This window comes from Pseudomonas sp. P39-UII1 (assembly GCF_039672635.1).
Lineage (GTDB): Bacteria > Pseudomonadota > Gammaproteobacteria > Pseudomonadales > Pseudomonadaceae > Aquipseudomonas.
Genome location: NZ_JBDFPP010000036.1, coordinates 1 through 25,729, shown reverse-complemented (window position 1 = coordinate 25,729; position 25,729 = coordinate 1). Strand labels below are relative to the sequence as shown.

The 25,729-nt window shown below is 63.7% G+C and carries 26 protein-coding genes; 13 read left to right on the top strand and 13 right to left on the bottom strand.

The features are described 5' to 3' along the window. Positions 1–91: 91 nt before the first annotated feature. On the top strand, positions 92–1,414 hold the full coding sequence (locus tag ABEH27_RS24885; protein WP_346616114.1) for a dicarboxylate/amino acid:cation symporter: 1,323 nt from the start codon (positions 92–94) through the stop codon (positions 1,412–1,414). A 144-nt stretch (positions 1,415–1,558) separates the two neighbouring features. Here ABEH27_RS24885 and ABEH27_RS24880 read toward each other — a convergent pair whose 3' ends face one another. After that, complete coding sequence (locus tag ABEH27_RS24880; RefSeq protein WP_346616113.1) at positions 1,559–2,053, bottom strand: SprT family zinc-dependent metalloprotease; 495 nt, start codon at positions 2,051–2,053, stop codon at positions 1,559–1,561. 141 nt (positions 2,054–2,194) lie between these two features. Beyond that, the gene (locus tag ABEH27_RS24875) at positions 2,195–2,794 is read right to left on the bottom strand and encodes a Yip1 family protein (protein WP_027918066.1); all 600 of its coding nucleotides are present in this window, start codon (positions 2,792–2,794) and stop codon (positions 2,195–2,197) included. A 263-nt stretch (positions 2,795–3,057) separates the two neighbouring features. Here ABEH27_RS24875 and ttcA point away from each other — a divergent pair, with 263 nt between their 5' ends. Together ttcA and ABEH27_RS24865 are read left to right on the top strand one after the other, a co-directional pair. Beyond that, positions 3,058–3,882 carry a tRNA 2-thiocytidine(32) synthetase TtcA gene (ttcA, locus tag ABEH27_RS24870; RefSeq protein ID WP_346616112.1) on the top strand — a complete coding sequence of 275 codons (825 nt, stop codon included), beginning with the start codon at positions 3,058–3,060 and terminating at the stop codon, positions 3,880–3,882. A gap of 4 nt (positions 3,883–3,886) precedes the next feature. Next, a complete protein-coding gene (locus ABEH27_RS24865; RefSeq protein ID WP_346616111.1) occupies positions 3,887–4,558 on the top strand; it encodes a DNA-3-methyladenine glycosylase I in 672 nt (223 codons plus the stop codon). 72 nt (positions 4,559–4,630) lie between these two features. On the opposite strand, the gene ABEH27_RS24860 is transcribed toward ABEH27_RS24865, so the two are convergent. From ABEH27_RS24860 to arsC, 3 genes are read right to left on the bottom strand one after another with little or no spacing between them, the layout of a single operon-like run. After that, positions 4,631–5,044: a DUF2069 domain-containing protein gene (locus ABEH27_RS24860; RefSeq protein WP_346616110.1), complete on the bottom strand. Its 414-nt coding sequence runs from the start codon at positions 5,042–5,044 to the stop codon at positions 4,631–4,633. Then, on the bottom strand, positions 5,037–5,642 hold the full coding sequence (wrbA, locus tag ABEH27_RS24855) for an NAD(P)H:quinone oxidoreductase (RefSeq protein ID WP_346616109.1): 606 nt from the start codon (positions 5,640–5,642) through the stop codon (positions 5,037–5,039). The genes ABEH27_RS24860 and wrbA overlap by 8 nt, the downstream gene beginning before the upstream one ends. Further along, positions 5,639–5,992, bottom strand: a complete 354-nt coding sequence (arsC, locus tag ABEH27_RS24850; RefSeq protein WP_346616108.1) for an arsenate reductase (glutaredoxin) — start codon at positions 5,990–5,992, stop codon at positions 5,639–5,641. Before arsC ends, wrbA begins: the two co-directional genes overlap by 4 nt. 85 nt (positions 5,993–6,077) lie before the next feature. On the opposite strand from arsC, the gene ABEH27_RS24845 reads away from it, so the two are divergent. Beyond that, a complete protein-coding gene (locus tag ABEH27_RS24845; protein WP_346616107.1) occupies positions 6,078–6,542 on the top strand; it encodes a TlpA disulfide reductase family protein in 465 nt (154 codons plus the stop codon). Positions 6,543–6,649: 107 nt separating this feature from the next. On the opposite strand, the gene ABEH27_RS24840 is transcribed toward ABEH27_RS24845, so the two are convergent. The 4 genes from ABEH27_RS24840 to ABEH27_RS24825 all read right to left on the bottom strand — a co-directional run bounded on the left by ABEH27_RS24840 (position 6,650) and on the right by ABEH27_RS24825 (position 11,439). Then, positions 6,650–7,054: an META domain-containing protein gene (locus tag ABEH27_RS24840; RefSeq protein WP_346616106.1), complete on the bottom strand. Its 405-nt coding sequence runs from the start codon at positions 7,052–7,054 to the stop codon at positions 6,650–6,652. Then, on the bottom strand, positions 7,051–7,488 hold the full coding sequence (locus ABEH27_RS24835) for a hypothetical protein (RefSeq protein ID WP_346616105.1): 438 nt from the start codon (positions 7,486–7,488) through the stop codon (positions 7,051–7,053). The genes ABEH27_RS24840 and ABEH27_RS24835 overlap by 4 nt, the downstream gene beginning before the upstream one ends. A gap of 31 nt (positions 7,489–7,519) precedes the next feature. Next, positions 7,520–8,509: a 2-hydroxyacid dehydrogenase gene (locus ABEH27_RS24830; protein WP_346616104.1), complete on the bottom strand. Its 990-nt coding sequence runs from the start codon at positions 8,507–8,509 to the stop codon at positions 7,520–7,522. Between the two features lie 170 nt (positions 8,510–8,679). Next, complete coding sequence (locus tag ABEH27_RS24825) at positions 8,680–11,439, bottom strand: response regulator (RefSeq protein WP_346616103.1); 2,760 nt, start codon at positions 11,437–11,439, stop codon at positions 8,680–8,682. Between the two features lie 194 nt (positions 11,440–11,633). Between ABEH27_RS24825 and ABEH27_RS24820 the strand changes: the two genes are divergently transcribed. The 7 genes from ABEH27_RS24820 to ABEH27_RS24790 all read left to right on the top strand — a co-directional run bounded on the left by ABEH27_RS24820 (position 11,634) and on the right by ABEH27_RS24790 (position 19,937). Next, positions 11,634–12,350 carry a response regulator transcription factor gene (locus tag ABEH27_RS24820; protein WP_346616102.1) on the top strand — a complete coding sequence of 239 codons (717 nt, stop codon included), beginning with the start codon at positions 11,634–11,636 and terminating at the stop codon, positions 12,348–12,350. 3 nt (positions 12,351–12,353) lie between these two features. Continuing rightward, positions 12,354–13,748: a sensor histidine kinase gene (locus ABEH27_RS24815; RefSeq protein WP_346616101.1), complete on the top strand. Its 1,395-nt coding sequence runs from the start codon at positions 12,354–12,356 to the stop codon at positions 13,746–13,748. An 87-nt stretch (positions 13,749–13,835) separates the two neighbouring features. Further along, positions 13,836–14,735 (top strand): cysteine synthase CysM, encoded by a 900-nt coding sequence (gene cysM, locus ABEH27_RS24810; RefSeq protein WP_346616100.1) that lies wholly within the window; start codon positions 13,836–13,838, stop codon positions 14,733–14,735. Beyond that, positions 14,736–16,094, top strand: a complete 1,359-nt coding sequence (gene rlmD, locus ABEH27_RS24805; protein ID WP_346616099.1) for a 23S rRNA (uracil(1939)-C(5))-methyltransferase RlmD — start codon at positions 14,736–14,738, stop codon at positions 16,092–16,094. Between the two features lie 96 nt (positions 16,095–16,190). Next, entirely contained in the window at positions 16,191–18,431 is a 2,241-nt protein-coding gene (gene relA, locus ABEH27_RS24800) for a GTP diphosphokinase (RefSeq protein WP_346616098.1), read from the top strand. Between the two features lie 106 nt (positions 18,432–18,537). Beyond that, positions 18,538–19,371 carry a nucleoside triphosphate pyrophosphohydrolase gene (gene mazG / locus ABEH27_RS24795; protein ID WP_346616097.1) on the top strand — a complete coding sequence of 278 codons (834 nt, stop codon included), beginning with the start codon at positions 18,538–18,540 and terminating at the stop codon, positions 19,369–19,371. Positions 19,372–19,397: 26 nt separating this feature from the next. Further along, the gene (locus ABEH27_RS24790) at positions 19,398–19,937 is read left to right on the top strand and encodes a DUF2058 domain-containing protein (protein WP_346616096.1); all 540 of its coding nucleotides are present in this window, start codon (positions 19,398–19,400) and stop codon (positions 19,935–19,937) included. A gap of 45 nt (positions 19,938–19,982) precedes the next feature. Here ABEH27_RS24790 and ABEH27_RS24785 read toward each other — a convergent pair whose 3' ends face one another. From ABEH27_RS24785 to purM, 4 genes are all read right to left on the bottom strand, one after another. Then, positions 19,983–20,165 (bottom strand): hypothetical protein, encoded by a 183-nt coding sequence (locus tag ABEH27_RS24785; RefSeq protein WP_027595853.1) that lies wholly within the window; start codon positions 20,163–20,165, stop codon positions 19,983–19,985. 234 nt (positions 20,166–20,399) lie between these two features. Continuing rightward, positions 20,400–21,110, bottom strand: a complete 711-nt coding sequence (locus ABEH27_RS24780; protein WP_346616095.1) for a DUF3108 domain-containing protein — start codon at positions 21,108–21,110, stop codon at positions 20,400–20,402. 8 nt (positions 21,111–21,118) lie between these two features. Next, positions 21,119–21,772: a phosphoribosylglycinamide formyltransferase gene (purN, locus tag ABEH27_RS24775; RefSeq protein WP_346616094.1), complete on the bottom strand. Its 654-nt coding sequence runs from the start codon at positions 21,770–21,772 to the stop codon at positions 21,119–21,121. Next, a complete protein-coding gene (gene purM / locus ABEH27_RS24770; protein WP_346616093.1) occupies positions 21,772–22,830 on the bottom strand; it encodes a phosphoribosylformylglycinamidine cyclo-ligase in 1,059 nt (352 codons plus the stop codon). Before purM ends, purN begins: the two co-directional genes overlap by 1 nt. 411 nt (positions 22,831–23,241) lie before the next feature. On the opposite strand from purM, the gene ABEH27_RS24765 reads away from it, so the two are divergent. Further along, positions 23,242–24,306, top strand: a complete 1,065-nt coding sequence (locus tag ABEH27_RS24765) for a DUF2066 domain-containing protein (RefSeq protein ID WP_346616092.1) — start codon at positions 23,242–23,244, stop codon at positions 24,304–24,306. 12 nt (positions 24,307–24,318) lie between these two features. After that, the gene (locus ABEH27_RS24760; protein ID WP_346616091.1) at positions 24,319–25,392 is read left to right on the top strand and encodes an AI-2E family transporter; all 1,074 of its coding nucleotides are present in this window, start codon (positions 24,319–24,321) and stop codon (positions 25,390–25,392) included. The last annotated feature ends 337 nt before the right edge of the window (positions 25,393–25,729 follow it).

The following is a 25,729-nucleotide window of genomic DNA, read 5'->3' as shown; positions in this document are numbered from 1 at the left end:
GACAAATCCCTCCGGGTGCAGGAGGGTTAGCGATTCAGGTGCCCCGACACCCTGGGAAGGGTGAAGCCGGCACACTTGAGGAAAATTAGCCATGACGACACGTCAGCCGCTGTACAAATCCCTGTATGTCCAGGTGATCGTTGCCATCACCATCGGCATTCTGCTCGGCCACTTCTACCCAGAAACCGGTGTTGCCCTCAAACCCTTGGGTGACGGCTTCGTCAAACTGATCAAGATGGTCATCGCGCCCATCATCTTCTGCACCGTGGTCAGCGGCATCGCCGGCATGCAGAGCATGAAGTCGGTCGGCAAGACCGGCGGCTACGCGCTCCTGTACTTCGAAATCGTCTCCACCATCGCCCTGATCATCGGCCTTGTGGTCGTCAACGTGGTCAAGCCGGGCGCTGGCATGCACATCGACGTCAGCACCCTGAACGCCAGCAGTGTGGCCGCCTACGCCGCCGCCGGCGCGCAGCAGACCACCGTCGGCTTCCTGCTGAACATCATCCCCAACACCGTGGTAGGTGCGTTCGCCAACGGCGACATCCTGCAAGTGCTGATGTTCTCGGTGATCTTCGGCTTCGCCTTGCACCGCCTGGGCAGCTACGGCAAGCCACTGCTGGATCTGATCGACCGCTTCGCCCATGTCATGTTCAACATCATCAACATGATCATGAAGCTGGCCCCGATCGGTGCCTTCGGCGCCATGGCCTTCACCATCGGCCAGTACGGCGTTGGCTCGCTGGTGCAGCTGGGCTACCTGATGGCCTGCTTCTACGTCACCTGCCTGCTGTTCGTGCTGGTGGTACTGGGCGGTATCTGCCGGGCCCACGGCTTCAGCGTCCTCAAGCTGATCCGCTACATCCGTGAAGAGCTGCTGATCGTGCTGGGTACCTCGTCCTCGGAGTCGGCCCTGCCACGCATGCTGGCCAAGATGGAGCGCCTGGGTGCCAAGAAGTCGGTGGTGGGCCTGGTGATCCCGACCGGTTACTCGTTCAACCTGGACGGCACCTCGATCTACCTGACCATGGCTGCGGTGTTCATCGCCCAGGCCACCGACACCACCATGGACATCACCCACCAGATCACCCTGCTGCTGGTGCTGCTGGTCGCGTCCAAAGGTGCTGCCGGTGTTACCGGTTCGGGCTTCATCGTGCTCGCCGCGACCCTGTCGGCGGTCGGCCACCTGCCGGTTGCCGGCCTGGCGCTGATCCTCGGTATCGACCGCTTCATGTCCGAAGCCCGCGCCTTGACCAACCTGATCGGCAACGCCGTGGCTACCGTGGTGGTGGCCAAGTGGGTGAAGGAGATGGACGACGACAAGCTGGCATCGGAGCTGGCTTCGGGTGGCGCGCCACTCGAACTGACCACCCCGACCGATGACCTGGGTGTTGCTGAAGTCCCGGTTCGTTGAGTGTGATGCAGTCATGAGAAAGGCGACCCTCGGGTCGCCTTTTTCGTGTCAGTACCGGCCTGTTCGCGGGGCAAGCCCGTTCCCACACAATTCGCTGCAGCGCCCGACTTTGTGGGAGCGGGCTTGCCCCGCGAACAGGCCGGATCATTCAACCCGAGTCTCACCGCTGTACACCAGAATCTCCCGACACCGCCGACATAAGTACCGCCGCCCCTGGTGCACCAGCTTGTGCCGCTGTGCAGTGAACGGAAAGTCACTCTGCGGGCAAGGGCAGCGATAGATGTAGCGGGTCGCTACACGCCGGCGCACTTCATAGTTGTGGCAACGACTGGGCGGCAGTTCATACACCCCACGCATGATCAGCTGCCATTCCTCGCCATGCGCCTGGATACGGTCGCCAAACAGTTGGTGGGCCACCAGGTGTGCCACTTCATGCGCCACCGTCTGGCGCAGGAAGTCGTCCTGGTTTTCGCGGTACAGCTGCAGGTTGAAGCGCAGCAGGTTCTCGTGCAGGTGGGCGACGCCCGCCTTCTGGCCGCGCAGCTTGAAGCTGACTTCCGGGCGCGGGAAGGGGCGTTTGAAAAAGGTTTCAGCTTGCTGGTAACAGGTTTCGACGCGTTGTTTGAGCAGCTCGGGCATGGCGGGGTAATTCTCCTGACCGGGCATTATGCCGCAAGCATTCGCGGCCTGCCGAGACCGCCGGTCTGCACACAGCCAGAAGCCGCCTTGCGGCGGCCTCTGGTTTGATGCCCCAGTGTTGGATTTCTATGCGTTCACACGTTAGTTGGTGTAGACGGGCCCCACGCCCAGTCCCCAGATGATCACGGTGGCAGCCATGATCGCTACCAGCACGACCAGGCCCACTGCCAGCACCGAGCTGGAGAACAGGAAACCTTCATCGGACGGTATGTTCATGAACGTCGGCAGGCCGACATACAGCAGGTACACGGTGTAGCAAATGGCCGCGGTGCCCACCAGCATGCCCAGCCACAGGTGCGGGTAGAGCGCGGCCAGGCCGCCGAGGAACAGCGGGGTTGCGGTGTACGTGGCAAAGGCGATGCATTGCGCCATGGACGGGTTGGCGTCGTAGGTGCGGGCCATCCAGTGAATGAACGCGCCCATCACCGCCACCCCGGCGAGCATCGCCAGGTAGGACATGATGCTCATCCATATGGCGCTTTCCATGGTGAGCATGACCGCCGGGCGGCCACCAATTACCCAGCCCACCTGGGTGGTGCCGATGAATGCCGAAATGGCGGGGATCGCCGCCAGGATCAGCGTGTGTGTCAGGTACATGTGGCTGATGCTTTCTTCTTCTCCACGAATTTCCCGCCATTCCTGGTCGGGATGGGTAAACAGCCCCACAACGTGATGAATCATGCCGGTCACTCCTCTCAGTGTTGCCAATCGCCCCCCACATGGAGCGCAAGCGGCCCGAGGCCAGGACACCGAAGCAAAGCGGTAATGTGGCCTTATGTCGCAGTATAGGAAGCGGTTAACGGCACAAACCGCGCTTTTTAGAGCAAATCGCGCTGTCACGCCGGCTGCTGATTCCCTTGAAGTCTTTATCGGAATCCCTACAGCCGCGCGTGGTTTGTGCGTAAAATAGCCGGCTTTTGTCACACCTCGCGGATCCAAGCGCTATGGGCACCCTCTCGGTCAACCAGAACAAACTGCAAAAACGCCTGCGTCGTCTCGCCGGCGAAGCCATCACCGACTTCAACATGATCGAGGATGGCGACAAGGTCATGGTCTGCCTGTCTGGCGGCAAGGACAGCTACACCATGCTCGACGTTCTGTTGCACCTGCAGAAGGTGGCACCGATCAAGTTCGAGATCGTCGCGGTGAACATGGACCAGAAGCAGCCCGGCTTCCCCGAGCATGTGCTGCCGGCCTACCTCAAGGAGCTGGGCGTCGAGTACCACATCGTCGAGAAGGACACCTACTCGGTGGTCAAGGAGCTGGTACCCGAGGGCAAGACCACCTGCTCGCTGTGCTCGCGCCTGCGCCGCGGCACCCTGTACACCTTTGCCGACGAAATCGGTGCGACCAAGATGGCCCTGGGGCACCACCGCGACGACATCGTCGAGACGTTCTTCCTGAACATGTTCTTCAACGGCTCGCTCAAAGGCATGCCGCCCAAGCTGCGCGCCGATGACGGCCGTAACGTGGTGATCCGCCCGCTGGCTTACTGCAGCGAGAAGGACATCCAGGCCTACTCGGACATGAAAGAATTCCCGATCATCCCGTGCAACCTGTGCGGCTCGCAGGAAAACCTGCAGCGCCAGGTGGTCAAGGACATGCTGGTGGAGTGGGAGCGCAAGCACCCGGGCCGTACCGAGAGCATCTTCCGTGCCCTGCAGAACGTTGCACCGTCGCAGCTGGCCGACCGCAACCTGTTCGACTTCACCAGCCTGAAAATCGACGAAAGCGCCACGCCGCGCTTCCTCGACGTGCTGAACATCTGAGCCCATGCGCGATTACCAGTGGTTGCATGAGTACTGCCTGAACCGCTTCGGCTCGGCCCAGGCCCTCGAAGCCTTTTTGCCGCAGCCGCGCACGCCCGCGCAGTTGCGCGACATCAGCGACGACCGCTACCTGTCGACCTTGGCCCTGCGCGTGTTCCGCGCCGGGCTCAAGCACAGCCTGGTAGACGCCAAGTGGCCAGCGTTCGAGCAGGTGTTCTTTGGGTTCGACCCGGAGAAGGTCGTACTGATGGGCGCCGAGCACCTCGAGCGGATGATGCAGGACGTGCGCATCATCCGTCACTTGGGCAAGCTCAAGAGCGTACCGCGCAATGCGCAGATGATCCTCGATATCACCAAGGAGAAGGGCAGTTTTGGCGCGTTCATCGCCGATTGGCCGGTGACCGATATCGTCGGCTTGTGGAAATACCTGGCCAAGCACGGCAACCAGCTGGGCGGGTTATCAGCACCGCGCTTCCTGCGCATGATCGGCAAGGATACGTTCATCCCCACCGACGACATGGCCGCCGCGCTGATTGCCCAGAAGGTGATCGACAAGCAGCCGACCAGCCAGCGCGACCTGGCATTGGTGCAGCAGGCGTTCAACCAGTGGCATGCCGAGAGCGGGCGGCCGCTGTGCCAGCTCTCTGTGATGCTGGCGCATACCGTCAACCATTGAAGTTGCCGGGCCAATGCGGCCTCTGTGGGAGCCGGCTTGCCGGCGATTGGGCTGCACAGCAGCCCCCCGACATCAACGCCCTTCGCCCGCCATGCGCCGCTCATGCTGGAACTTCCAGCGCACATACAGCAGCGCACTGACGAACAACCCCAGGCTCACCAGCACCTCAACCCAGCCAAACACCGCGCGCGCCGGGTCGAACGCCGCCAGCACGCCCTTTATGAAGTAGATATTCACCACAAAGCAGGTCCAGGCATGCGCCCGGGCGCTGCCCAGCAGCATGCCCGGCAGCAACAGCAGCAGGGGTATCAACTCGATCGCCAGGATCACCTCGACCCTCGCCCCGTGCAGGTTGGCGAACCACAGGTTGTTCACCACCAGCAGCGCGATCAGGCCAAAAAACAACGCCAGGCTCAACGCCCGCGTCAGGCGTAGGCGCGGTGCCAGCCATTCGACTGCGGGCAATACCTTGGGCTTCTTAGGCACGCGCGCCCTCCAGGGCCTTGGCGGTGCTCGCCAGGCGTTGGCCAAGGGCGCGGCACAGGGCGATTTCATGCGGGTCCAGCTCACGCTTGCCGTCGGCACCGGCATGGTGGCTGGCGCCGTAAGGCGTGCCGCCGCCGCGGGTTTCGAGCAGTGCCGATTCGCTGTACGGCAGGCCCATCACCAGCATGCCGTGGTGCATCAGCGGCAGCATCATCGACAGCAGGGTGGTCTCCTGGCCGCCGTGCAGGCTGGCGGTGGAGGTGAATACCCCAGCCGGCTTGCCGACCAGTTCACCGCCCAGCCACAGGCTGCTGGTGCCATCGAGGAAGTACTTGAGCGGCGCGGCCATGTTGCCGAAGCGGGTTGGGCTGCCCAACACCAGGCCGGCGCAGTGGCGCAAGTCGTCGAGGGTGGCATACAGCGCGCCGCTGGCCGGGATGTCCGGGGCCACGGCTTCGCACTCGGTGGAAATCGCCGGCACCGTGCGCAGGCGTGCTTCCATGCCGGCCAGTTCGATGCCGCGGGCGATGTGCCGGGCCATTTCGCTGGTCGAGCCGTGACGGCTGTAATACAGCACCAGGATATAGGGCGCACTCACGGCAGGATCTCCAGCACCTTCTCCGGTGGCCGGCCGATTACTGCCTTGTCACCGGCAACCAGGATCGGCCGCTCGATCAGTTTGGGGTGGTGGGCCATGGCGTCGATCAGTTGTGCGTCGGTCAGTGCCGGGTTGGCCAGCTCGAGTGCCTTGTATTCGTCTTCGCCGGTGCGCAGAAGCTGGCGTGGGGCGATACCTAGCTTGCCGAGCAGCGCTTTGAGGGTGGGCGCATCTGGCGGGGTTTCGAGGTAGCGCACGATGGTCGGCGCCAGGCCGCGTGCTTCGAGCAGTTCCAGCGCGCCGCGGGATTTCGAGCAGCGCGGGTTATGATAGAGCGTCAGGTCAGTCATGTCGGGTCGCATCCAGCTGGGTGTGGCGGCTATTCTAACCGTAGCGACTGACCCATTTGCTTGAAAACTTGATAAGGATTGACCCATGGCAAGGCGTTTGGCAGCAGTACTGGCCATCACCGCGAGCCTGTTGCTCGGTGGTTGCGGTGCCGACTACGGCGTGGACCAACACGGCAAGACGGTAAAGGCCGAGCAGCTCGACGGGCACTGGTTGGTGCTCAACTACTGGGCGGAATGGTGCGGCCCGTGCCGTACCGAGGTGCCGGAACTGAACACGGCGGCCAAGCAGTGGGCGGCCGATGGTATCAAGGTGGTGGGGGTGAACTTCGATGGTTTGCAGGGGCAGGAGCTGAAGCAGGCTGCAGACACCCTGGGCATCGGCTTTACCGTACTGGCCCAGGACCCGGCCGAGCGTTACGACCTGCCGCGCAGCGAGGCGTTGCCGGTGACCTACATCATCGATGACAAGGGCAAGGTGCGTGAGCAGCTGCTGGGCGAGCAGACCTTGGAAGGCTTGCAGGCCAAGATCAAGGCCCTCAAAGGCGCCTGATTCGAAAAGCTTCGCGGAGCAAGCCCGCTCCCACAGGTCTCGAATTCAGCACCATTGCTGTGGGAGCGGGCTTGCCCCGCGAAGGGCTGCAAAGCAGCCCAACGGCTTCAACCCTCTTCAGGCCAGAAGCGCAGCGGTTTGCCCTGAGCCGGCCAGAAGCGCATCTGCTCGATAGGCGAGACATCCCAACGCTGCACGGTCTCCAGCGCCTGCAGGAAGCGCTTTTCCTGCTCCATCAATGCTGGCGCGCACAGTTTGCGGGTCTTGCCGACCTTGCCGAAGCTCAAGTGCTCGCCATCAAGCGTATAGGGCGCAAACCAATGGTTGCAGCCCGCGTTGCCATAGGCGCGGCCATCGCTGGCCAAGGTCAGGGTCAGGTGGCTGTAGTCGATCAGCGGGCGTTCGCCGATCCATTCCAGCACATAGCTGCGCTCCTGCTGCAGCTTTGACGGTTCGGCGGCGCAGCCCAGCAGGCCGGTGGCAATCAGCGCGCCGGTCAGCAGGTTTTTCACGCGGCACGCTCCTGGCATTTCGGGCACAGGTGCTTGTCGCCATGGCTGGCCCAGCCCAGCTCGGCGATGCGTGCAGTGGCGGCCGGCTGGCGGGCTTTCTTGCCCAGCTTGGCGTCCACCGCGAACTCGAAGTCCAACACCGCGTCGCAGCTGTCGCATTCGGCCTGCCAGTTGAGGATTTCCAGCTCGTTGAACGCCGGGCCGCTGGCCACGGCCACCCACTGGCCGCGTGGGTTGATCAGGTGGCGCACGCTTTCAACGGTCAGGCGCATGGCCAGGTCCTTGCTGCCCTTGAGGGTTACCAGCAGGGCGTCGCCTTTGTGCATCGAACCACCGTTGCCGGTCACCTGATAGCGGCCCGGCACCAGGGCGCGGCACTCGATCAGGGTGTGTTGCGGGTTGAAAAGGGTGTAGCGGAAATCGTGCTCGACCATGGGTCCTCCAGAAATGCCGCGTATCCTAGCATCAACCTGTGACCAGATTCTGCGGATTCCCCGCCGCCCAGCGGATGATGTTGTCCAGCGTGGTGGCGGCAATGGCGTCGAGTGCTTCGCGGGTCAGGAACGCCTGGTGCGCAGTGACGATCACGTTGGGGAAGGTCAGCAGCCGCGCCAGTACGTCGTCTTGCAGCGGCAGGTCGGAGCGGTCCTCGAAGAACAGCTGGGCTTCTTCTTCATAGACGTCCAGGCCCAGGTAACCGAGCTGGCCGCTTTTCAGCGCGTCGACCAGTGCCGGGGTATCGACCAGCGCACCGCGGCCGGTGTTGATCAGCATGGCGCCGGGCTGCATCTGGGCCAGGCTTTGCGCGTTGATCAGGTGCCTGGTGTGCTCGGTCAGCGGGCAGTGCAGGCTGATGATACGCGCCTCGCGCAGCAGGTCGGGCAGCGCCAGGTAGCGTGCACCCAGGGCCAGCAATTCCGGGTTGGGGTAGGGGTCGAAGGCCAGCAGTTGGCAGCCGAAGCCCGCCATGATCCGCGCAAAGGCCGCGCCGATCTGGCCGGTGCCAACCACACCGACGGTCTTGCCGTGCAGGTCGAAGCCGGTCAGGCCATGCAGGGTGAAGTCGCCCTCGCGGGTGCGGTTGTAGGCCCGGTGCAGGCGCCGGTTAAGCGCAAGTATCAGCGCCACCGCATGTTCGGCCACGGCATGCGGCGAATAGGCGGGTACGCGCACCACCGCCAGGCCCAGGCGCGCGGCGGCGGCCAGGTCGACATGGTTGTAACCGGCCGAGCGCAGGGCGATCAGGCGTGTGCCGCCGGCGGCCAGGCGCTGTAGCACCGGGGCGTCGAGTTCATCGTTGATGAAGGCGCAGACCACCTCGAAGCCCTGGGCCAGGGCGGCGGTGTCGAGGGTCAGGCGGGCGGACTGGAAATGCAGGTCCAGGGCGTTGGCTTGAGCGGCCTCGGTGAAGCTTTCCTGGTCGTAGTGCTGGCTGCTGAACAACAGGGCGCGCATGGTCGGGCTTCCTTTGCGGTGGTTGGGGGATTGTAGCCACCTGGCCGGTCAGGGATGTTGATCTGCACCGGCCTCATCGCCGGCAAGCCGGCTCCCACAGATACCCCGCAGTTATCAAGCTCAGTGATCACCCTGTGGGAGCCGGCTTGCCGGCGATGAGGCCATGGAGGTCAGGCGCTCTGCCGCGCCTGCTCTGCCAGTCGGTTGATCGCGCCATCCAGCTCATCCAGTGCCTGCTGCGCCTGCGGGTGTTCCTGCTTGAGCAGGGTTTCGCTGCGCTGGCAGGCGGCGCGCAACTGCGGCACGCCGCAATAGCGCGAGGCGCCGTTCAAACGGTGCACCTGTTCGATGAGCCTGTGGCGGTCCTGAGCTTCCCGCGCCGCACGAATGGCATCCCGGTCCGACGCCAGCGACGCCAGCAACATGCTCAGCATGTCCGCCGCCAGATCCGGCTTGCCTGCGGCCAGGCGCAAGCCTTCCTCAGGGTCGAGCACGGGTAGATCCTTGCCCTCCGCCTGCTGTTCCTCCAGCCGTTCCAACGGCCCTGCACCCAGGCTCAGGCCGGTCCATTTCATCACCACCTGGGCCAATTGGCGTTCGCTGATCGGTTTGGTCAGGTAGTCATCCATGCCGCTGTGCAGCAGGGCGCGTTTCTCATTGGCCATGGCGTGGGCGGTAAGGGCGACGATCGGCAGCGGGCTGCCGCTCTGGGTGTTTTCCCACAGGCGGATCTGCTCGGTGCAGGCGCGGCCGTCCATGCCTGGCATCTGAACGTCCATCAGCACCAGGTCGAAAGGTTCACCTTGCACCGCCTGCACCGCGGCATAGCCGTTGTCGACCGCAAGCACTTCGGCGCCCAGGTCTTCCAGCAGGGTCTGTACCAGCAGCAGGTTGGCGGCGTTGTCGTCGACGCAGAGGATCTTCGGCTGGCGCTGGCCGCTCAGGCCTGGCGCCGTCTCGACGAGCGGCCTGCGTGGCTGCACCAACTCCAGCAACAGGCGGCGCAGCTTGCGTGTGCAGGTGGGTTTGGACAACAGCTGGCCGTGGCCATTGGGCAGGAACGGGTGGTAGAGCGCCTGTTCGGTGGTCGGGCACAGCACCACGCACTGGCAGTGGGAGCGCTCCAGTTGCTGGTGGTACTGCCCCAGTTGCTCAGGCGAGAGGTTGCCCAGGTTGGCACCGAGCACGGCGAAATCGAACGGCATGCCCGCCTGGAAGCCTGCCTGCACGCCTTGCAGCAGTTGCTCGAAGGAGGCGAACAGGCTGACGCTCAGGCCGCAGTCCTCAAGTTGGTGTTCAAGGGCCTGGCGGGCCAGCTCATGGCCGTCGACGATGGCCGCGCGGCGGCCCAGCAGCGGTTGCGGCGGCTGCTGTTCGATATCGTCGTGGGCCTTGGGCAGGCTCAGGCTGATCCAGAACTGCGAGCCTTCACCTGGGGTGCTGTCGACACCGATCTCGCCACCCATCTGCTCGATCAGCCGCTTGGAAATCACCAGCCCCAGCCCGGTGCCGCCTGGCTGGCGCGCCAGCGAGTTGTCGGCCTGGCTGAAGGCCTGGAACAGCGTTCGCACATCCTGGGGCGACAGGCCGATCCCCGTGTCTTGCACGCTGATGCGCAGTTGCGCGTTGTCTTCCTGTTCGTCTTCGAGCATCGCACGCACGACGATGGTGCCTTCGCGGGTGAACTTGATGGCGTTGCTCACCAGGTTGGTAAGGATCTGCTTGAGCCGCAGCGGGTCGCCGACCAGCGATGACGGGGTATCGCGGTAGATCAGGCTGAGCAGTTCGAGCTGCTTGGCGTGGGCGGCGGGGGCGAGAATGGTGAGGGTGTCCTGGACCAGGTCGCGCAAGTTGAACGGGATGCTGTCGAGCACCAGCTTGCCGGCTTCGATCTTCGAAAAGTCGAGAATTTCGTTGATGATCCCCAGCAGGTTGTCGGCGGACTTCTCGATGGTGCTCAGGTAATCCAGCTGGCGTGGGGTGAGCTCGCTTTTCTGCAGCAGGTGGGTAAAGCCGAGGATGCCGTTGAGCGGGGTGCGGATCTCATGGCTCATGTTGGCCAGGAACTCCGACTTGATGCGGCTGGCTTCCAGGGCTTCCTTGCGCGCCATGTCCAGCTCGATGTTCTGGATCTCGATGGTTTCAAGGTTCTGGCGCACGTCCTCGGTGGCCTGGTCGATGCTGTGCTGCAGTTCTTCGTGGGCGCTGTGCAGGGTTTCGGCCATGCGGTTGATACCGCGCGCCAGCTCGTCCAGTTCGTGGCTGCCCATGGCCGGCAGGCGTTCTTCGAGGTGGCCGTCCTTCAACTGGTTGACCGCGTGCTTGATGCGCGCAATCGGGTCGTTGATGGTGCGGCTCATGCGCATCGCCAACAGGCCGCTGAGCACCAGGCAGGCGAGAATCAGCAGCACGCTGGTGAACAGGTTGCGGTAACCGCGCAGCAGGGTGCCGTCGTGCGACAGTTCGATCTCGACCCAGCCCAGCAGCCGTTCGGCTTCGGCAGGTACGGCATCGGTGGCCAGGTCGCGGTGGTGGCCGAACACCGGCATCAGGTAGCGGGTGGCGTCGTTGCCCGTGCGCTGCAGCAGCTGGGTGCCGGTGCCGCCACTGGGCGGTTGGTTGATCATGCTGGGGCCGGCGTGGGCCAGGCGGGAACGGTCCGGGGCCAGGAAGGCGACCGCGCGCACATCGGCCTGCTCCAGCGTTTGCGCGGCAATCCGCTCCAGTTGGGCAGGTGTCTGCCTGGCCAGTGCGGGCGCAGCCAGCGGTGCCAGTTGCTCGGCGAGCATCTTGCCGCGCTGCAGCAGCTGGGTGCGCAACTGGTCTTGCTGCAGCCAGGTGAAATAGCTGCCCAGCACCAGAGCCATCAAGCTGGCAGGCAACAGCGCCAGCAGCAGTACCCGGCTTCTGATTCCCAAACGATCGAGCACACTCGCCTCCTGTGATGTGCCTGGATGCCGTCACCGGGGCGACGGCGCAAAGCGGAAAGTTACTCCGGCTGCTGGTCTAATGCACCCTTTTATAGCGGTTTTTACCGGTACGGCCCGGCATTGGTCGCCAGGCGGTTGCCTGTAGACCGAGCATGCTCAATAATCACGCAACTGAGAATGCATGGCAGTTGCCAATGAATCCCGTAGCTATTAACACATCCAGGATCCTCGCCATCGAGGACGATCCAGTCCTGGGCGCCTACCTGCACGAAGAACTGCAACGCGGCGGTTTTCAGGTGACCTTGTGCCGTAACGGCCTCGAAGGCCTGGAAACAGCAGGCCGGCAAGCCTTCGACGTGGTGCTGATGGATATCCTGCTGCCCGGGCTCAACGGCCTGGATGCATTGGCCCAGCTGCGTCGGCGCAGCGCCACTCCGGTAATCCTGATGTCGGCGCTGGGGGCCGAGGCCGACCGAATCAGCGGTTTCCAGCGCGGTGCCGATGACTATCTGCCCAAGCCTTTCAGCATGGTCGAGTTGCGGGTGCGCATCGAGGCAATCCTGCGCCGCGTCGCGTTGGAGCGCCGCCATCAGCCGCCGTTGGATGCCGCCAGCAGCGAGCTGCGTTTTGACGAAACGCTGTGCGATGTCAGCCTCGGCGGCCAGCACGCAGGCCTGACACCGAGCGAGTACCGCCTGTTCGACATCCTCAACCGCAACGTTGACGAAGTGCTGAGCAAACCCTTCCTTTACCAGCACGTGCTGCAGCGCGGCTATTCGCGGCATGATCGCAGCCTGGACATGCATGTCAGCCAGATCCGCCGCAAGCTCAAGGGCATCGGCTACCTCGAGCGGCAGATCCGCACCGTGTGGGGCAAGGGCTACGTGCTCAGCGTCGGCGAGGCGGAGTAAACGATGCTCGATCGCCACTCGCTGTTCTGGAAGCTGGCCATCCTGCTGGTGGGCTTTTGCCTGTTGATGATTGGCCTCAGCTATACCTGGGGCCGCCACGTGGAAACCCAGAACGCCTTTCTCGACGAGCCTGCCCGCCAGGTGCTGCGCGGCTACGCCAGCGAGGCCGAGCTGGCCTGGCGAAAAGGTGGGCGAGCGGGGCTGGACCACTGGATCGCGGCCATGCACCAACGGGAGCACGGTTGGGTGGGCGTGCTCGACATCAACCTGCGGCCCCTCGACAGCGCTACCCTCGGCCCCGAGATCATGCAGCGGCTCACCCGCCTGCGGGGCGTCGACTGGCCCATGAGCCGGCGCACCGTCGACCAGCCCTGGTTACGCATACCGTTCCCGGGGGCACCGCAGCAGGGCATGCTGGTGATCGAGCTGCCGGAGCGTTTCAACCCCGGCCAGCACCGCCTGCTGTGGCGAGTGGTGACCAATGGCCTCATCCCCGGCCTGTTCACCTTGCTGCTGTGCGTTGGCCTTTACCGCATGCTGATCGTGCCGCTCAACCAGTTGCGCGAGCAGGCCAATGCCTGGCGCGCCGACCAGCTCTCGGCGCGCCTGGATTCACGCACCATTGCCCGGCATGACGAGCTGGGCGAACTGGCCCGTGCCTTCGACCAGATGGCCGAGCGGCTGCAAGGCACGGTGGCCATGCAGCAACAGTTGCTGCGGGATCTGTCCCATGAGATGCGCACGCCGCTAAGCCGCCTGCGCGTGGCCTGCGACGGCGAAACCGACCTGCAGCGGTTGCGCGAGCGGCTGGGGCGCGAAGTGGACTGCATGCAGCAACTGGTCGAGAACACCTTGCAGCTGGCCTGGCAGGATGCCGAGCGTGCGCCGATGAACCTTGAGCCCATCCAGGTGCAGGCGCTGTGGGACCTGCTGGCCGAAGATGCCAGTTACGAAAGCGGGTGGTCGCACGAACGGCTGCGCTGCGAACTGCCCGTCGATTGCTGGGTACAGGGCAATCTCAACTACCTCGCCCAGGCCATGGAGAACGTGCTGCGCAATGCCATCCGCCACTCGCCGAAAAACGGCCTGGTGCGCCTGGCCGGGCTGCGCGAAGGGGGGTATTGGCGCTTGTGGCTTGAAGATGAAGGCGGTGGGGTGGCCGAGGAAGATCTGGAGCGAATCTTCGCACCGTTCACCCGGCTCGATGGCTCGCGGCCCGGCGACGGTGGTTTCGGCTTGGGCTTGAGCATCGCCCGCAGTGCGATCCAGCGCCAGGGCGGCACGCTGTGGGCTGAAAACGGTGATTGCGGGCTGCGCTTGTGCATGCGTTTGCCGGCCCATATCGCCGCCCCCACGGGCGCCGCACACCTCTCGAACCCTATGGCTTATAGCTTGTAGCTATATCCTCCACAGATTGCGTGATATGGCGGGGAAGGGTTTGCCGGTATGATAGGCGCCCCTGCCGTCCGGATTGTGAAATACGCCATGACCTTGCAGTACCCAACCATCGCCGATTGCGTCGGCAATACGCCTCTGGTTCGCCTGCAGCGCATCGCTGGCGAAACCAGCAATACCCTCCTGCTCAAGCTCGAAGGTAACAATCCTGCCGGCTCCGTGAAAGATCGCCCGGCACTGTCGATGATCACCCGCGCCGAGTTGCGCGGCCAGATCAAGCCCGGCGACACCCTGATCGAAGCGACCTCCGGCAACACCGGCATCGCCCTGGCCATGGCGGCGGCGATCAAGGGCTACAAGATGATCCTGATCATGCCCGACAACTCCACCGCCGAACGCAAGGCGGCGATGACCGCCTACGGCGCCGAGTTGATTCTGGTCACCAAGGAAGAGGGCATGGAAGGCGCCCGCGACCTGGCCGAAAAGCTGCAGGCCGAAGGCCGTGGCCTGGTCCTCGACCAGTTCGCCAATGGCGACAACCCGATTGCCCATTACAACAGCACCGGCCCGGAAATCTGGCAGCAGACCCAAGGCAGCATTACCCATTTCGTCAGCTCCATGGGGACCACCGGCACCATCATGGGGTGCTCGCAGTACCTCAAGGAACAGAACCCGGCCGTGCAGATCGTTGGCCTGCAGCCGATGGAAGGCTCGGCCATCCCCGGCATTCGCCGCTGGCCCGAGGAATACCTGCCGAAAATCTTCGATGCCACCCGGGTAGACCGCGTGGTGGACATGTCCCAGCAAGAAGCTGAGGACACCACCCGTCGCCTTGCCCGTGAAGAGGGCATTTTCTGCGGTGTGTCTTCCGGTGGTGCGGTGGCGGCTATGCTGCGCTTGTCCCGTGAAGTTGAAAACGCGGTAATGGTCGCGATCATTTGTGACCGTGGCGACCGTTACCTGTCCACCGGCCTGTTTGACCCGAGCTAAATGTCCAGAAAGAAAAGCAACAGCGGCCTGCGCTTCCAGCCGGCCGGCGGCGACCGCGCACCCCAGGTACCCGTGGGTAAAAAACAGCGCCTGGATATCGAGCGCCTGGCCGGGGACGGCCGGGGCATCGCCTTCCACGACGGGCGCACCTGGTTTGTCAGCGGTGCCCTGGCCGGCGAAGCGGTAGAAGCGCGCGTGCTCAATGCCCGCGGCAAGGTAGTGGAGGCACGCCTTGAGCGTGTGCTGCAAGCCAGCCCCGAGCGCCGCGAAGCACCGTGCCGCTACTACGCCCGCTGCGGTGGCTGCAACCTGCAGCACCTGCCGCACGAGGGCCAGCTGGCGCTCAAGCAGCGCACCCTGGCCGAACAGCTGCAACGGGTTGCTGGCGTGCAACCTGAAGCGTGGGCCGCGCCTTTGAGCGGGCCGGAGTTCGGCTACCGGCGGCGGGCGCGGGTAGCGGTGCGCTGGGATGTGAAAGCCCGGCAGCTGGAGGTCGGCTTCCGTGCCAAGGCCAGCCAGGCCATCGTCGCCATCGACGACTGCGCCGTGCTGGTACAGCCCTTGCAGTCCATTCTGCGTCACCTGCCCACGGCGCTGCGCTCGCTGAGCAAGCCGCAGGTCATCGGCCATGTCGAGTTGTTCAGCGGCACCGCGGAGGCCGTGCTGGTGCGGCATGTGGCGCCGTTGCCAGCTGAAGACCTGGTCAGGCTGCAGGCATTTTGCAGCGAGGCCAAGGCACAGCTGTGGCTGCAAGGTGAGGGCGAGCCAGCCCCGGTGGATAGCGACGCTGAACTGGGCTTTGCGCTGGAGCCCTGGCAACTGCAGCTGGCCTGGCGCCCGGGCGACTTCGTCCAGGTCAACGCCCAGGTCAATACGGCGATGATCGAGCAGGCCCTGGCCTGGCTCGCACCGCAGGCTGACGAACGCGTGTTGGACCTGTTCTGCGGCCTGGGCAACTTCGCTCTGCCGCTGGCCCGGCAGGCGCGTGAGGTGGTGGCGGTGGAAGGTGTGCAGGCCATGGTCGATCGGGCTGCGGCCAATGCCCGAAACAACAATGTGCATAACGTGCAGTTTTTTCAGGCCGATTTATCGCAGCCTTTGGCAGGCGCCGGATGGGCCGCCGAGGGCTTTTCTGCGGTACTCTTGGATCCACCACGCGACGGTGCTTTCGAGGTCGTGCAAGGCATCGCACGGCTCAAGGCCAAGCGGCTGGTTTACGTATCGTGCAACCCGGCCACGCTGGCGCGAGATGCGCAGGTGCTGGTCGGCCAAGGGTACCGGTTAAAAAGGGCCGGGATTCTCGACATGTTTCCTCAGACGGCGCATGTCGAAGCCATGGCGTTATTCGAAGCGGGCTAGCCAACTGGCCCCTTGGTGCGGTTTCCATGGAATGGAAGCCACACGGTGATAGCCAGCGCACCCGCGTGGTGCGCTGTATGGAAAGGTAAAGCAAAGATGGTACAGGTGAGAGTGCACCAGCCGGTCAACACCGACGGCAGTATCAATCTCGAAGCATGGCTGGATCACGTGGTGAGCGTCGATTCGGCATTGGATCGCGTGGCACTCAAAGAGGCCTGCGAGTTCGCCCAGGAAATCGAGAAAAAGGGCAACCCGGCCAAGCATTCGTGGGCCGATGGTACCTCCAGTTTTCAGGCAGGCCTGGAAATCGCCGAAATCCTCGCCGACCTCAAGCTGGACCAGGATTCCCTGGTGGCGGCGGTCATCTACCGCTCGGTGCGTGAGGGCAAGGTGACCCTGGCCGAGGTAGGGCAGCGGTTCGGCCCGGTGGTGTCCAAGCTGATTGACGGCGTGCTGCGCATGGCTGCCATCAGCGCCAGCCTCAGCCCGCGCCAGTCGCTGGTGCTGGGCTCCCAGGCGCAGGTCGAGAACCTGCGCAAGATGCTGGTGGCGATGGTCGACGATGTGCGCGTGGCATTGATCAAGCTGGCCGAGCGTACCTGCGCGATCCGTGCGGTGAAGTCCGCCGATGACGAAAAACGCCTGCGCGTCGCGCGCGAGGTGGCCGACATCTATGCCCCGCTGGCCCATCGCCTGGGCATCGGCCACATCAAGTGGGAGCTGGAAGACCTGTCCTTCCGCTACCTCGAGCCCGAGCAGTACAAGCAGATCGCCAAGCTGCTGCATGAGCGCCGGCTGGACCGCGAGCGCTTCATCAGCGACGTGATGAACCAGCTGCAGAACGAGCTGCTGGCCACCGGGGTCAACGCCGACATCAGCGGCCGGGCGAAACATATCTATTCGATCTGGCGCAAGATGCAGCGCAAAGGCCTGGAGTTCAGCCAGATCTACGACGTGCGCGCGGTACGTGTGCTGGTACCCGAGGTGCGCGATTGCTACACCGCGCTGGGTATCGTGCACACCCTCTGGCGGCACATCCCCAAAGAGTTCGACGATTACATCGCCAACCCCAAGGAGAACGGCTACCGCTCGCTGCACACCGCGGTCATCGGCCCCGAAGGCAAGGTGCTGGAAGTGCAGATCCGTACCCACGGCATGCACGAGGAAGCCGAGCTCGGCGTCTGCGCCCACTGGCGCTACAAGGGCACCGACGTCAAGCCCAGCTCCAACCACTATGAAGAGAAGATCTCCTGGTTGCGCCAGGTGCTCGAATGGCACGAAGAGCTGGGGGATATTGGCGGCCTGGCCGAACAGCTGCGGGTCGATATCGAGCCAGACCGGGTGTACATCTTCACCCCTGACGGCCACGCCATCGACCTGCCCAAGGGCGCCACGCCGCTGGACTTCGCCTACCGCGTGCACACCGAGATCGGCCACAACTGCCGTGGCGCCAAGATCAACGGGCGCATCGTGCCGCTCAACTACAGCCTGCAGACCGGCGAGCAGGTGGAGATCATCACCAGCAAGCACGGCAGCCCGAGCCGTGACTGGCTGAACTCCAACCTGGGCTATGTCACGACTTCGCGGGCACGGGCCAAGATCGTCCACTGGTTCAAGCTGCAGGCGCGCGACCAGAACGTCGCCGCCGGCAAAAGCCTGCTCGAGCGCGAGCTCAGCCGCCTGGGCTTGCCGCAGGTGGACTTCGAGCGCCTGGCCGAGAAGACCAACGTCAAGACCGCTGAGGATATGTTCGCGTCGCTCGGTGCGGGCGACCTGCGCCTGGCGCACCTGGTCAACGCTGCCCAGCAACTGCTCGAACCCGACCGTATCGAGCAGATCGAACTGGTGCCGCGCAAGCCAACCGGCACGCGTACCGGCAAGCGTGGCGACATCCAGATCCAGGGCGTCGGCAACCTGCTCACGCAGATGGCCGGCTGCTGCCAGCCGCTGCCGGGCGATGCCATCGTTGGCTATATCACCCAGGGCCGCGGGGTGAGCATTCACCGCCAGGACTGCGCCTCGGTGCTGCAACTGTCCGGGCGTGAGCCGGAGCGGATGATCCAGGTCAATTGGGGCCCGATACCGGTGCAGACCTACCCGGTCGACATCGTCATCCGTGCCTATGACCGCCCAGGCTTGCTGCGTGACGTGTCGCAGGTGCTGCTCAACGAGAAGATCAACGTGCTGGCGGTCAACACCCGCTCGAACAAGGAAGACAACACCGCGCTGATGTCGCTGACCATCGAAATTCCAGGCCTGGATGCGCTGGGGCGTTTGCTGGGCAGGATCTCGCAGTTGCCGAACATCATCGAGACGCGGCGTAATCGTACCCCTTGAGACCGAGGTGGCTGCTTCGCGGGCAAGCCCGCTCCCACAATAATGGCGCAAGGTTTGTGGGAGCGGGCTTGCCCGCGAAGGGCGCACCGCCGAAGGACCTGATTGAATGACCTACACCCTCGAAGACCTGCTGCACCTCATGGCCCGCCTGCGTGACCCGCAGTACGGCTGCCCATGGGACCTCAAGCAGAACTACGCGAGTATCGTCCCGCACACCATCGAGGAAGCCTACGAGGTTGCCGACACCATCGAACGCGGCGATTTCGAGCACCTGCAGGGCGAACTCGGCGACCTGCTGTTCCAGGTGGTCTACTACAGCCAGCTGGCCCGCGAGGAGGGGCGTTTCGAGTTCGGCGGCGTGGTCGATGCCATCACCCGCAAGCTGATCCGCCGCCACCCCCATGTATTCCCGACCGGTGAACTGTACGCGCCGCTGGACACCCCCAGCCTGAGCGAGGCCCAGGTCAAGTCGCGCTGGGAGGAGATCAAAGCCGAAGAGCGCGCCGAGAAAAGCGAACCTGAACAGCTGTCGCTGCTCGATGACGTGCCGTCGGCATTGCCGGCGTTGTCACGGGCGGCCAAACTGCAGAAACGTGCGGCCACGGTCGGTTTCGACTGGCCAGACGCTTTGCCGGTACTGGACAAGGTCCGCGAAGAACTCGACGAAGTGCTGCAGGCCATGGCTGACGGCGATGCCGATGCCCTCGAGGACGAACTCGGTGACTTGCTGTTTGCCACCGTCAACCTGGCCCGCCACCTCAAGCACGACCCGGAAAACGCCCTGCGCCGCGCCAACCGCAAGTTCGAGCGGCGTTTTCGCTTCATCGAACAGGCCTTGCGTGACAGCGGCCGGCCCATAGAAGATTGTAACCTTGACGAACTGGATGCCCTTTGGGGGGAAGCCAAACGTCAGGAAAAGAACCTGCCCAGCTGCGGCTGAGTGGCTGCATAAGTGAGTGAACATCCATGAGTCTTTCCCTTCGCGATCAACTGCTCAAGGCCGGTCTGGTCAACCAGAAACAGGTTTCCCAGACCAACAAGGCCGAGAAAAAACAGAAACGCCTGGAACACAAGGGCCAGGTCGAGGTAGACGACACCCAGCAGCGCCTGGCCAAGGAAGCCATGGCCGAGAAGGCCAAGCGTGACCAGGAGCTGAACCGTCAGCAGCAGGAAAAGGCCGAGCAGAAGGCCCGCGCCGCGCAGATCAAGCAGTTGATCGAAGCGACCCGCCTGCCCAAGCTCACCACCGAGGACTACTTCAACTTCGTCGATGACAAGAAGGTCAAGCGCCTGGCCGTCAACGCCCTGATGCGTAGCAAGCTGAGCAATGGCGCGCTGGCCATCGTGTCGCATGCCGGGGGCTATGAAGTGATCCCGCGCGAGGCGGCGGTGAAGATTCAGGAGCGCGACCCGCATCGCATCCTGCTGCTCAACACCCATGTCGAGGAAGCGGACGAAGATGACCCGTACGCGGCCTACAAGATCCCTGATGATCTGATGTGGTAAACAGCAAAAACCCCGCCTAGGCGGGGTTTTTTTTTAAAGATGGGGTCATTGCGTGGTGCGTTGGCTTTCCAGGTCTTCAAGCTCTACCCGGTACTGGTGGGCTTCGTGTTCATTGTGGAACATCCCCACCAATTGGCCCTGCTGGTGCACATCCCAGATCCGCACGCCAGCGGCCAGGCCTTCGTGGGACATTTTCGATTCGTCGCGTTCGGTTACTTGGACTGTCATCGGTAAACTCCACTGCTAGGTTGGTTGCGACATTGTGTCGCACACCTCCTTTATAGAGTTTGATAGCAGGCTAAGTAAATAAAACGGCCATGAAACAAGTTTCATGTTGGCCAGGCTGGCCAATTGTAGGAGCGGCCTTTTGTCGCGACAGGGGCGCGCAGCGCCCCCAGATTCGCGAGGCTGGGCCGCTACGCAGCCCTTTCGCGACCCCAGGCCGCTCCCCACAGTTGCAGATCAGTTGCCTTTCACCGGTTTGCCGTCGACCGTGCCATCCTGCAGCACGATCACGTATTCCTTGCCATCGGTCTCGACCTGACGCAGTTGCACCAGCAGGTAGTCCCACTGCTTGGCGAACCACAGCTCGGTGATGCGCTTGCTTTGGCTCGGGTCGCGAACGCGCTCGACCTTCACCGCATCGACCTGGCCGGTCTTGGTGGTGACTTTTTCGGTGCCGAGCACACGGAAGTCGTAGGTGTCGATCTCGTCACCGTCGACCACCTGGTAGGTCATGCTCTTCTTGCCGGCTGCCACGTCGTGCTGCAGTGCCAACTGGTAGGACGACTTGTCCAGCACACCGCGATTGAGCGGCAGGCTGACGGCATCGCCGCGGTCGCTGCCGGTGATTTTCTTGCCAGTCCAGTCGAAGGTCAGGTCGACTTTCTTGGCTTTGCCCAGGCCGCCACGTTCGAAGTGGTACTGCTGCGGCAGCAGGGTGTCGTTGTCCATGCGCAGGGTGCTTTGCTCGGTCAGGCTGGCGATCATCATGGAGGCCTTGAAGTTAAGGTCCCAGGTGCCGTCGGCTTTTTTGACCAGGCTGCGCTCGGCAGTGCCGCTCATGGGGAGTTGCTTCCAGTCGGCGGTGTAGCTGGCCGAGAAAGGCTTCAGGTCAGCTGCCTGGAGGGGCAGGGCGAGCACGGCTAGAGCCAAGAGCAGGGCGCGACGCATAAGTTCTCCTAGGGTCGAATCAGATGACCACTGGCCGGCAGTGGCTGGCCATCCAGTAATGCACCCTGTTCGCCCAAGCGCAAGCGCCCTTCGGCAAACCAGTGCACTGCCAGCGGGTAGACATGGTGTTCCTGGTGGTGAACCCGTTGGGCCAGGCTTGTTTCCGTATCGCCAGGCGCTACCGGTACCACAGCCTGTACGACCAGAGGGCCGCCATCGAGTTCCTCGGTGACGAAGTGCACGCTGCAGCCATGCTCGGCGTCGCCTGCCTCCAGTGCCCGTCGGTGGGTATGCAGGCCTTTGTACTTGGGCAGCAAGGACGGGTGGATGTTGAGCAGACGGCCCTGGTAGTGGCGCACGAAGCCGCCACTGAGGATACGCATGAAGCCGGCCAGCACGACCAGGTCGGGGGCGAAGCCATCGATGCGCGCCATCAGCGCTGCATCGAAGGCTTCACGGCCGTCAAAGCCGGTGTGGTCCAGCACGGCGGTGGGGATGCCCGCCGCCGCTGCACGCTGCAGGCCGTAGGCGTCGGCGCGGTTGGAAACCACCGCCGCGATACGTACCGGGCTGTGTTCACCGCAGCTGCTGTCGATCAAGGCTTGCAGGTTGCTGCCGGAACCCGACAGCAGTACTACAACATTGCAGGGCTTGCTCGGCATCAGTGTGCCTTGAGGTTCTGCAATTCGACCTGGGCAGCGCCCTCGGCAGCTTGTTCGATGCGGCCGATGACCCACGGCTGCTCGCCTTCTGCACGCAGTACGTTCAGGGCAGCTTCGACCTGGTCCTGGGCTACGCAGATGACCATGCCGACGCCGCAGTTCAGTACGCGGTGCATTTCGTGTTCGTCGACGTTGCCTTTTTCCTGCAGGAAGTCGAACACCACCGGGCGCTGCCAGCTGGCCACGTCAACCACGGCCTGGGCGTTTTTCGGCAGTACCCGCGGGATGTTGTCCAGCAGGCCGCCACCGGTGATGTGGGCCATGGCCTTGACGGCGCCGGTCTGCTTGATCAGTTGCAGCAGTGGCTTGACGTAGATGCGGGTCGGGGCCATCAGCAGGTCGGTCAGCGGCGTGCCGTCGAGCTGGGTGTTCTCGATGTCGGTGCCCGACACTTCGAGGATCTTGCGGATCAGCGAGTAGCCGTTGGAGTGCGGGCCGGAGGACGGCAGGGCGATCAGCGCGTCACCGGTTGCGACTTTGGAGCCGTCGATGATTTCGGCTTTTTCCACCACGCCGACGCAGAAGCCGGCCAGGTCGTAGTCTTCGCCTTCGTACATGCCCGGCATTTCGGCGGTTTCGCCGCCCACCAGGGAGCAGCCAGCCAGTTCACAGCCGGCGCCGATGCCGGTGACCACGGTGGCGGCGACATCGACGTTGAGCTTGCCGGTAGCGTAGTAGTCGAGGAAGAACAGCGGCTCGGCACCGCAGACCACCAGGTCGTTGACGCACATGGCGACCAGGTCCTGGCCGATGCTGTCGTGCTTGTTCAGGTTCAGCGCCAGGCGCAGCTTGGTGCCGACGCCGTCGGTGCCGGAGACCAGCACCGGCTGTTTGTAGCCGGCCGGGATCTCGCAAAGGGCGCCGAAGCCACCCAGGCCACCCATGACTTCAGGGCGTGCGGTGCGTTTTGCCACGCCCTTGATGCGTTCGACCAGTGCTTCGCCGGCGTCGATGTCTACACCGGCGTCCTTGTAGCTCAGGGAGGGTTGCTTGCTCATTGATCCAGGCCTTTAAGAGGGAGGGATTCGTAAAAACGACCGTGACGGCCAAGGCCGGCTGGGGAGCGGCGGCTGCCTGAAACGTCAGAGGTCTGTGAAGGCGCGCGATTTTATCAGGGTTGCCGTGCAGCGGCCATCCTCAGGCCGACGGGCAGGGCAGTAAATGGTGAAAAACCGTGTTGTGCCTGCCATCACATTCGCAGCGCCCATCAGATCGAGCGCCGCCCGCGCGGCGCATCGCGGCTAAATCCGCGCCTACATTTGTTGCAACGTGCCATGGCCTGATAGACCATGGTTGCCAGCCTTGTGGGTACGACGAGATTGCTCGGCTGGCGCTAGCGCCGCTCGATCTCGAGAGCACCATCTATCCCAAGCCCCTGCGCTCCCGTTGTTTATGGACAGGAATCCTTCATGCGTCTTTTGAAAACACTGGCAGCAGCCTCACTTGCCCTGATCGCTTCGGTGGCCCAGGCCGAAAACGTCTCCGGGCTTTATCAAGTGCGCGAGCCGCTCGAAGGGCAGGGCGCCGAAGCCAGAACTGCCGCGACCGCCAAGGCGCTCGACACCCTGGTGCTGCGCCTGACCGGCGACCCGAAGGCAGCGCAAAGCTCCGCGCTGGCCGAGCTGCGCAAGGATCCGCAGCAGATCATCAACCAGGTGGGTACCGAAGCCGGCCCGCCCGAGTCGGTACTGGTCGAGTTCGACCCTGGCAGCACCGAGCGGGCCTTGCGCAAGGCCGGGTTGGCGTTGTGGGGGAGCAACCGGCCATCGATTCTCGGCTGGTGGCTCAACGACAGTGTCGAAGGCAGCAACCTGATCGGCGACGGGCAGGGCAGTGCACAACCCCTGCGTCGCGCCGCTCAGCACCGCGGCCTGCCGCTGCGCTTGCCGCTGGCTGACCTGCAGGAGCAACTGGTGGCCAACGCCAAGCAGCTGGAAGGCAGCGACCCGGCGCCCCTGCGCGAGGCCTCCGAGCGTTACGGGGCAGACGCCCTGCTGGCGGTGCATGCTCAGGAAGCGGACGGCAAGTGGCAAGGCAAATGGCAGCTATGGCTGGGCGACAAGCGTGAGCAAGGCACTGCCGAAGGCGCCGACCAGGCTGCTCTGGCCGATGCCGTGATGCTGGCGGTGAGCAACCGCCTGGCGCCACGCTACGTGACCCGCCCGGGTGCCAGCAGCCAGTTGCAGCTGCAAGTGCAAGACATGACCCTGCAGCGCTATGCCGAACTGAGCCGCGTACTCGAGCCCTATGGCCCGCGGCTGCAGATGGCCGACGGTAAAACGCTGACCTACGGCGTCACCGCCAACCGCGACCAACTGCGCGCCCAGCTCGGCCTGGCCAAGCTGCAGGAGCTGCCGGCAGACGCGCCTGTTGCCGCCCCGGTTGCGCCTGCACCGGGTACCAGCGCCACGCCCGACCAACCGGCCGCAGCCCCAGCGCCCAAGCCGTTCGACGGCCTGCGTTTTCGCTGGTAAGGAACCGTGATAATGACTGATATGCGTCGTTGGATCTGGTTGGGCGCTGCCCTGCTGGTTGCCGTGCTTCTCTATAGCCTGCACAACATTCTCTCACCGTTTCTGGTGGGCATTCTGCTGGCTTACCTAGCCGACCCCTTGGTCGATCGGCTGGAGCGCCTGGGCCTGTCCCGCACCTGGGGCGTGGTGGTGGTGTTCAGCCTGTTCACCCTGATTCTGCTGGCCTTGCTGCTGGTCTTGATCCCCATGCTGGCCAAGCAATTGGTGCGCCTGTACGAACTGGCCCCGCAGATGCTCGACTGGCTGCAGCACGTGGCGTTGCCTTGGGTTCAGCACCGCCTGGGGCTGGCCGACGGGTTCTGGAAATTCGACAAGATCAAGGCCGCCGTCAGCGAGCACATGAGCCAGACCACCGACATCGTCGGCATGCTGCTGTCCCAGGCCACCGCGTCGAGCCTGGCGCTGTTGGCCTGGCTGGCCAACCTGGTGCTGATCCCGGTGGTGGGCTTCTATCTGCTGCGCGACTGGGACCTGATGATGGCCAAGCTGCGCAGCCTGCTGCCGCGCAATCGCGAGTCGCAGATTGTGGGGTTGGCGAAGGAGTGCCACGAGGTGCTGGGGGCGTTCGTGCGTGGTCAGTTGATGGTCATGCTCGCGCTGGGCGTCATCTATTCCGCCGGCTTGATGCTGGTAGGGCTGGAGCTGGGGCTGTTGATCGGCATGCTGGCGGGGCTGGCGGCCATCGTGCCGTATATGGGTTTCATCATCGGCATCGGTGCGGCGCTGGTGGCGGGGCTGTTCCAGTTTGGTGGCGATCTTTATCCGATGCTCGGCATCGTTGCGGTGTTCATGGTCGGCCAGGCCCTTGAAGGCATGGTGCTGACGCCGCTGCTGGTGGGTGACCGCATCGGCCTGCACCCTGTGGCGGTGATCTTTGCCATCCTTGCCGGTGGCGAACTGTTCGGCTTTACCGGCGTGCTGCTGGCGCTGCCCGTGGCCGCCGTGATCATGGTGCTGCTGCGGCATGTGCACGACATGTACAAGGAGTCGGACATGTACGACGGGGAGATCGACCCGGATTTATAGACATCGAGATTGCGGTTGCTGTTGATCTGCTCTTGATCTGCTCTTGATTTGCTCTTGATTTGCTCTTGATTTGCTCTTGATTTGCTCTTGATTTGCTCTTGATTTGCTCTTGATTTGCTCTTGATTTGCTCTTGATCTGCTTTTGATCTGCTTTTGCTTTTAGCGCGCGGTAGCACAGGCGACGCAGATTGCGACTTCAGGAGGCCGAACGGAGGTCTTGCGGAGGGAGGTGACGGGCAGGATGCCCGGCAAGCGCTTCGGCCCATGGATGGGCCGTGGGCGCGGTCCTCCCGGGAGCAAGGCCGGAGTGAGGGAACCCCGGAGCGCAGCGTAGGGG

Excerpts from the sequence above, each read along its gene's own strand:
- ABEH27_RS24885 (WP_346616114.1), top strand. The coding sequence starts at position 92 with ATGACGACACGTCAGCCGCTGTACAAATCCCTGTATGTCCAGGTGATC.
- ABEH27_RS24880 (WP_346616113.1), bottom strand. The coding sequence starts at position 2,053 with ATGCCCGAGCTGCTCAAACAACGCGTCGAAACCTGTTACCAGCAAGCT.
- ABEH27_RS24875 (WP_027918066.1), bottom strand. The coding sequence starts at position 2,794 with ATGATTCATCACGTTGTGGGGCTGTTTACCCATCCCGACCAGGAATGG.
- ttcA (WP_346616112.1), top strand. The coding sequence starts at position 3,058 with ATGGGCACCCTCTCGGTCAACCAGAACAAACTGCAAAAACGCCTGCGT.
- ABEH27_RS24865 (WP_346616111.1), top strand. The coding sequence starts at position 3,887 with ATGCGCGATTACCAGTGGTTGCATGAGTACTGCCTGAACCGCTTCGGC.
- arsC (WP_346616108.1), bottom strand. The coding sequence starts at position 5,992 with ATGACTGACCTGACGCTCTATCATAACCCGCGCTGCTCGAAATCCCGC.
- ABEH27_RS24845 (WP_346616107.1), top strand. The coding sequence starts at position 6,078 with ATGGCAAGGCGTTTGGCAGCAGTACTGGCCATCACCGCGAGCCTGTTG.
- ABEH27_RS24835 (WP_346616105.1), bottom strand. The coding sequence starts at position 7,488 with ATGGTCGAGCACGATTTCCGCTACACCCTTTTCAACCCGCAACACACC.
- ABEH27_RS24830 (WP_346616104.1), bottom strand. The coding sequence starts at position 8,509 with ATGCGCGCCCTGTTGTTCAGCAGCCAGCACTACGACCAGGAAAGCTTC.
- ABEH27_RS24820 (WP_346616102.1), top strand. The coding sequence starts at position 11,634 with ATGAATCCCGTAGCTATTAACACATCCAGGATCCTCGCCATCGAGGAC.
- ABEH27_RS24815 (WP_346616101.1), top strand. The coding sequence starts at position 12,354 with ATGCTCGATCGCCACTCGCTGTTCTGGAAGCTGGCCATCCTGCTGGTG.
- cysM (WP_346616100.1), top strand. The coding sequence starts at position 13,836 with ATGACCTTGCAGTACCCAACCATCGCCGATTGCGTCGGCAATACGCCT.
- rlmD (WP_346616099.1), top strand. The coding sequence starts at position 14,736 with ATGTCCAGAAAGAAAAGCAACAGCGGCCTGCGCTTCCAGCCGGCCGGC.
- relA (WP_346616098.1), top strand. The coding sequence starts at position 16,191 with ATGGTACAGGTGAGAGTGCACCAGCCGGTCAACACCGACGGCAGTATC.
- mazG (WP_346616097.1), top strand. The coding sequence starts at position 18,538 with ATGACCTACACCCTCGAAGACCTGCTGCACCTCATGGCCCGCCTGCGT.
- ABEH27_RS24790 (WP_346616096.1), top strand. The coding sequence starts at position 19,398 with ATGAGTCTTTCCCTTCGCGATCAACTGCTCAAGGCCGGTCTGGTCAAC.
- ABEH27_RS24785 (WP_027595853.1), bottom strand. The coding sequence starts at position 20,165 with ATGACAGTCCAAGTAACCGAACGCGACGAATCGAAAATGTCCCACGAA.
- ABEH27_RS24780 (WP_346616095.1), bottom strand. The coding sequence starts at position 21,110 with ATGCGTCGCGCCCTGCTCTTGGCTCTAGCCGTGCTCGCCCTGCCCCTC.
- purN (WP_346616094.1), bottom strand. The coding sequence starts at position 21,772 with ATGCCGAGCAAGCCCTGCAATGTTGTAGTACTGCTGTCGGGTTCCGGC.
- purM (WP_346616093.1), bottom strand. The coding sequence starts at position 22,830 with ATGAGCAAGCAACCCTCCCTGAGCTACAAGGACGCCGGTGTAGACATC.
- ABEH27_RS24765 (WP_346616092.1), top strand. The coding sequence starts at position 23,242 with ATGCGTCTTTTGAAAACACTGGCAGCAGCCTCACTTGCCCTGATCGCT.
- ABEH27_RS24760 (WP_346616091.1), top strand. The coding sequence starts at position 24,319 with ATGACTGATATGCGTCGTTGGATCTGGTTGGGCGCTGCCCTGCTGGTT.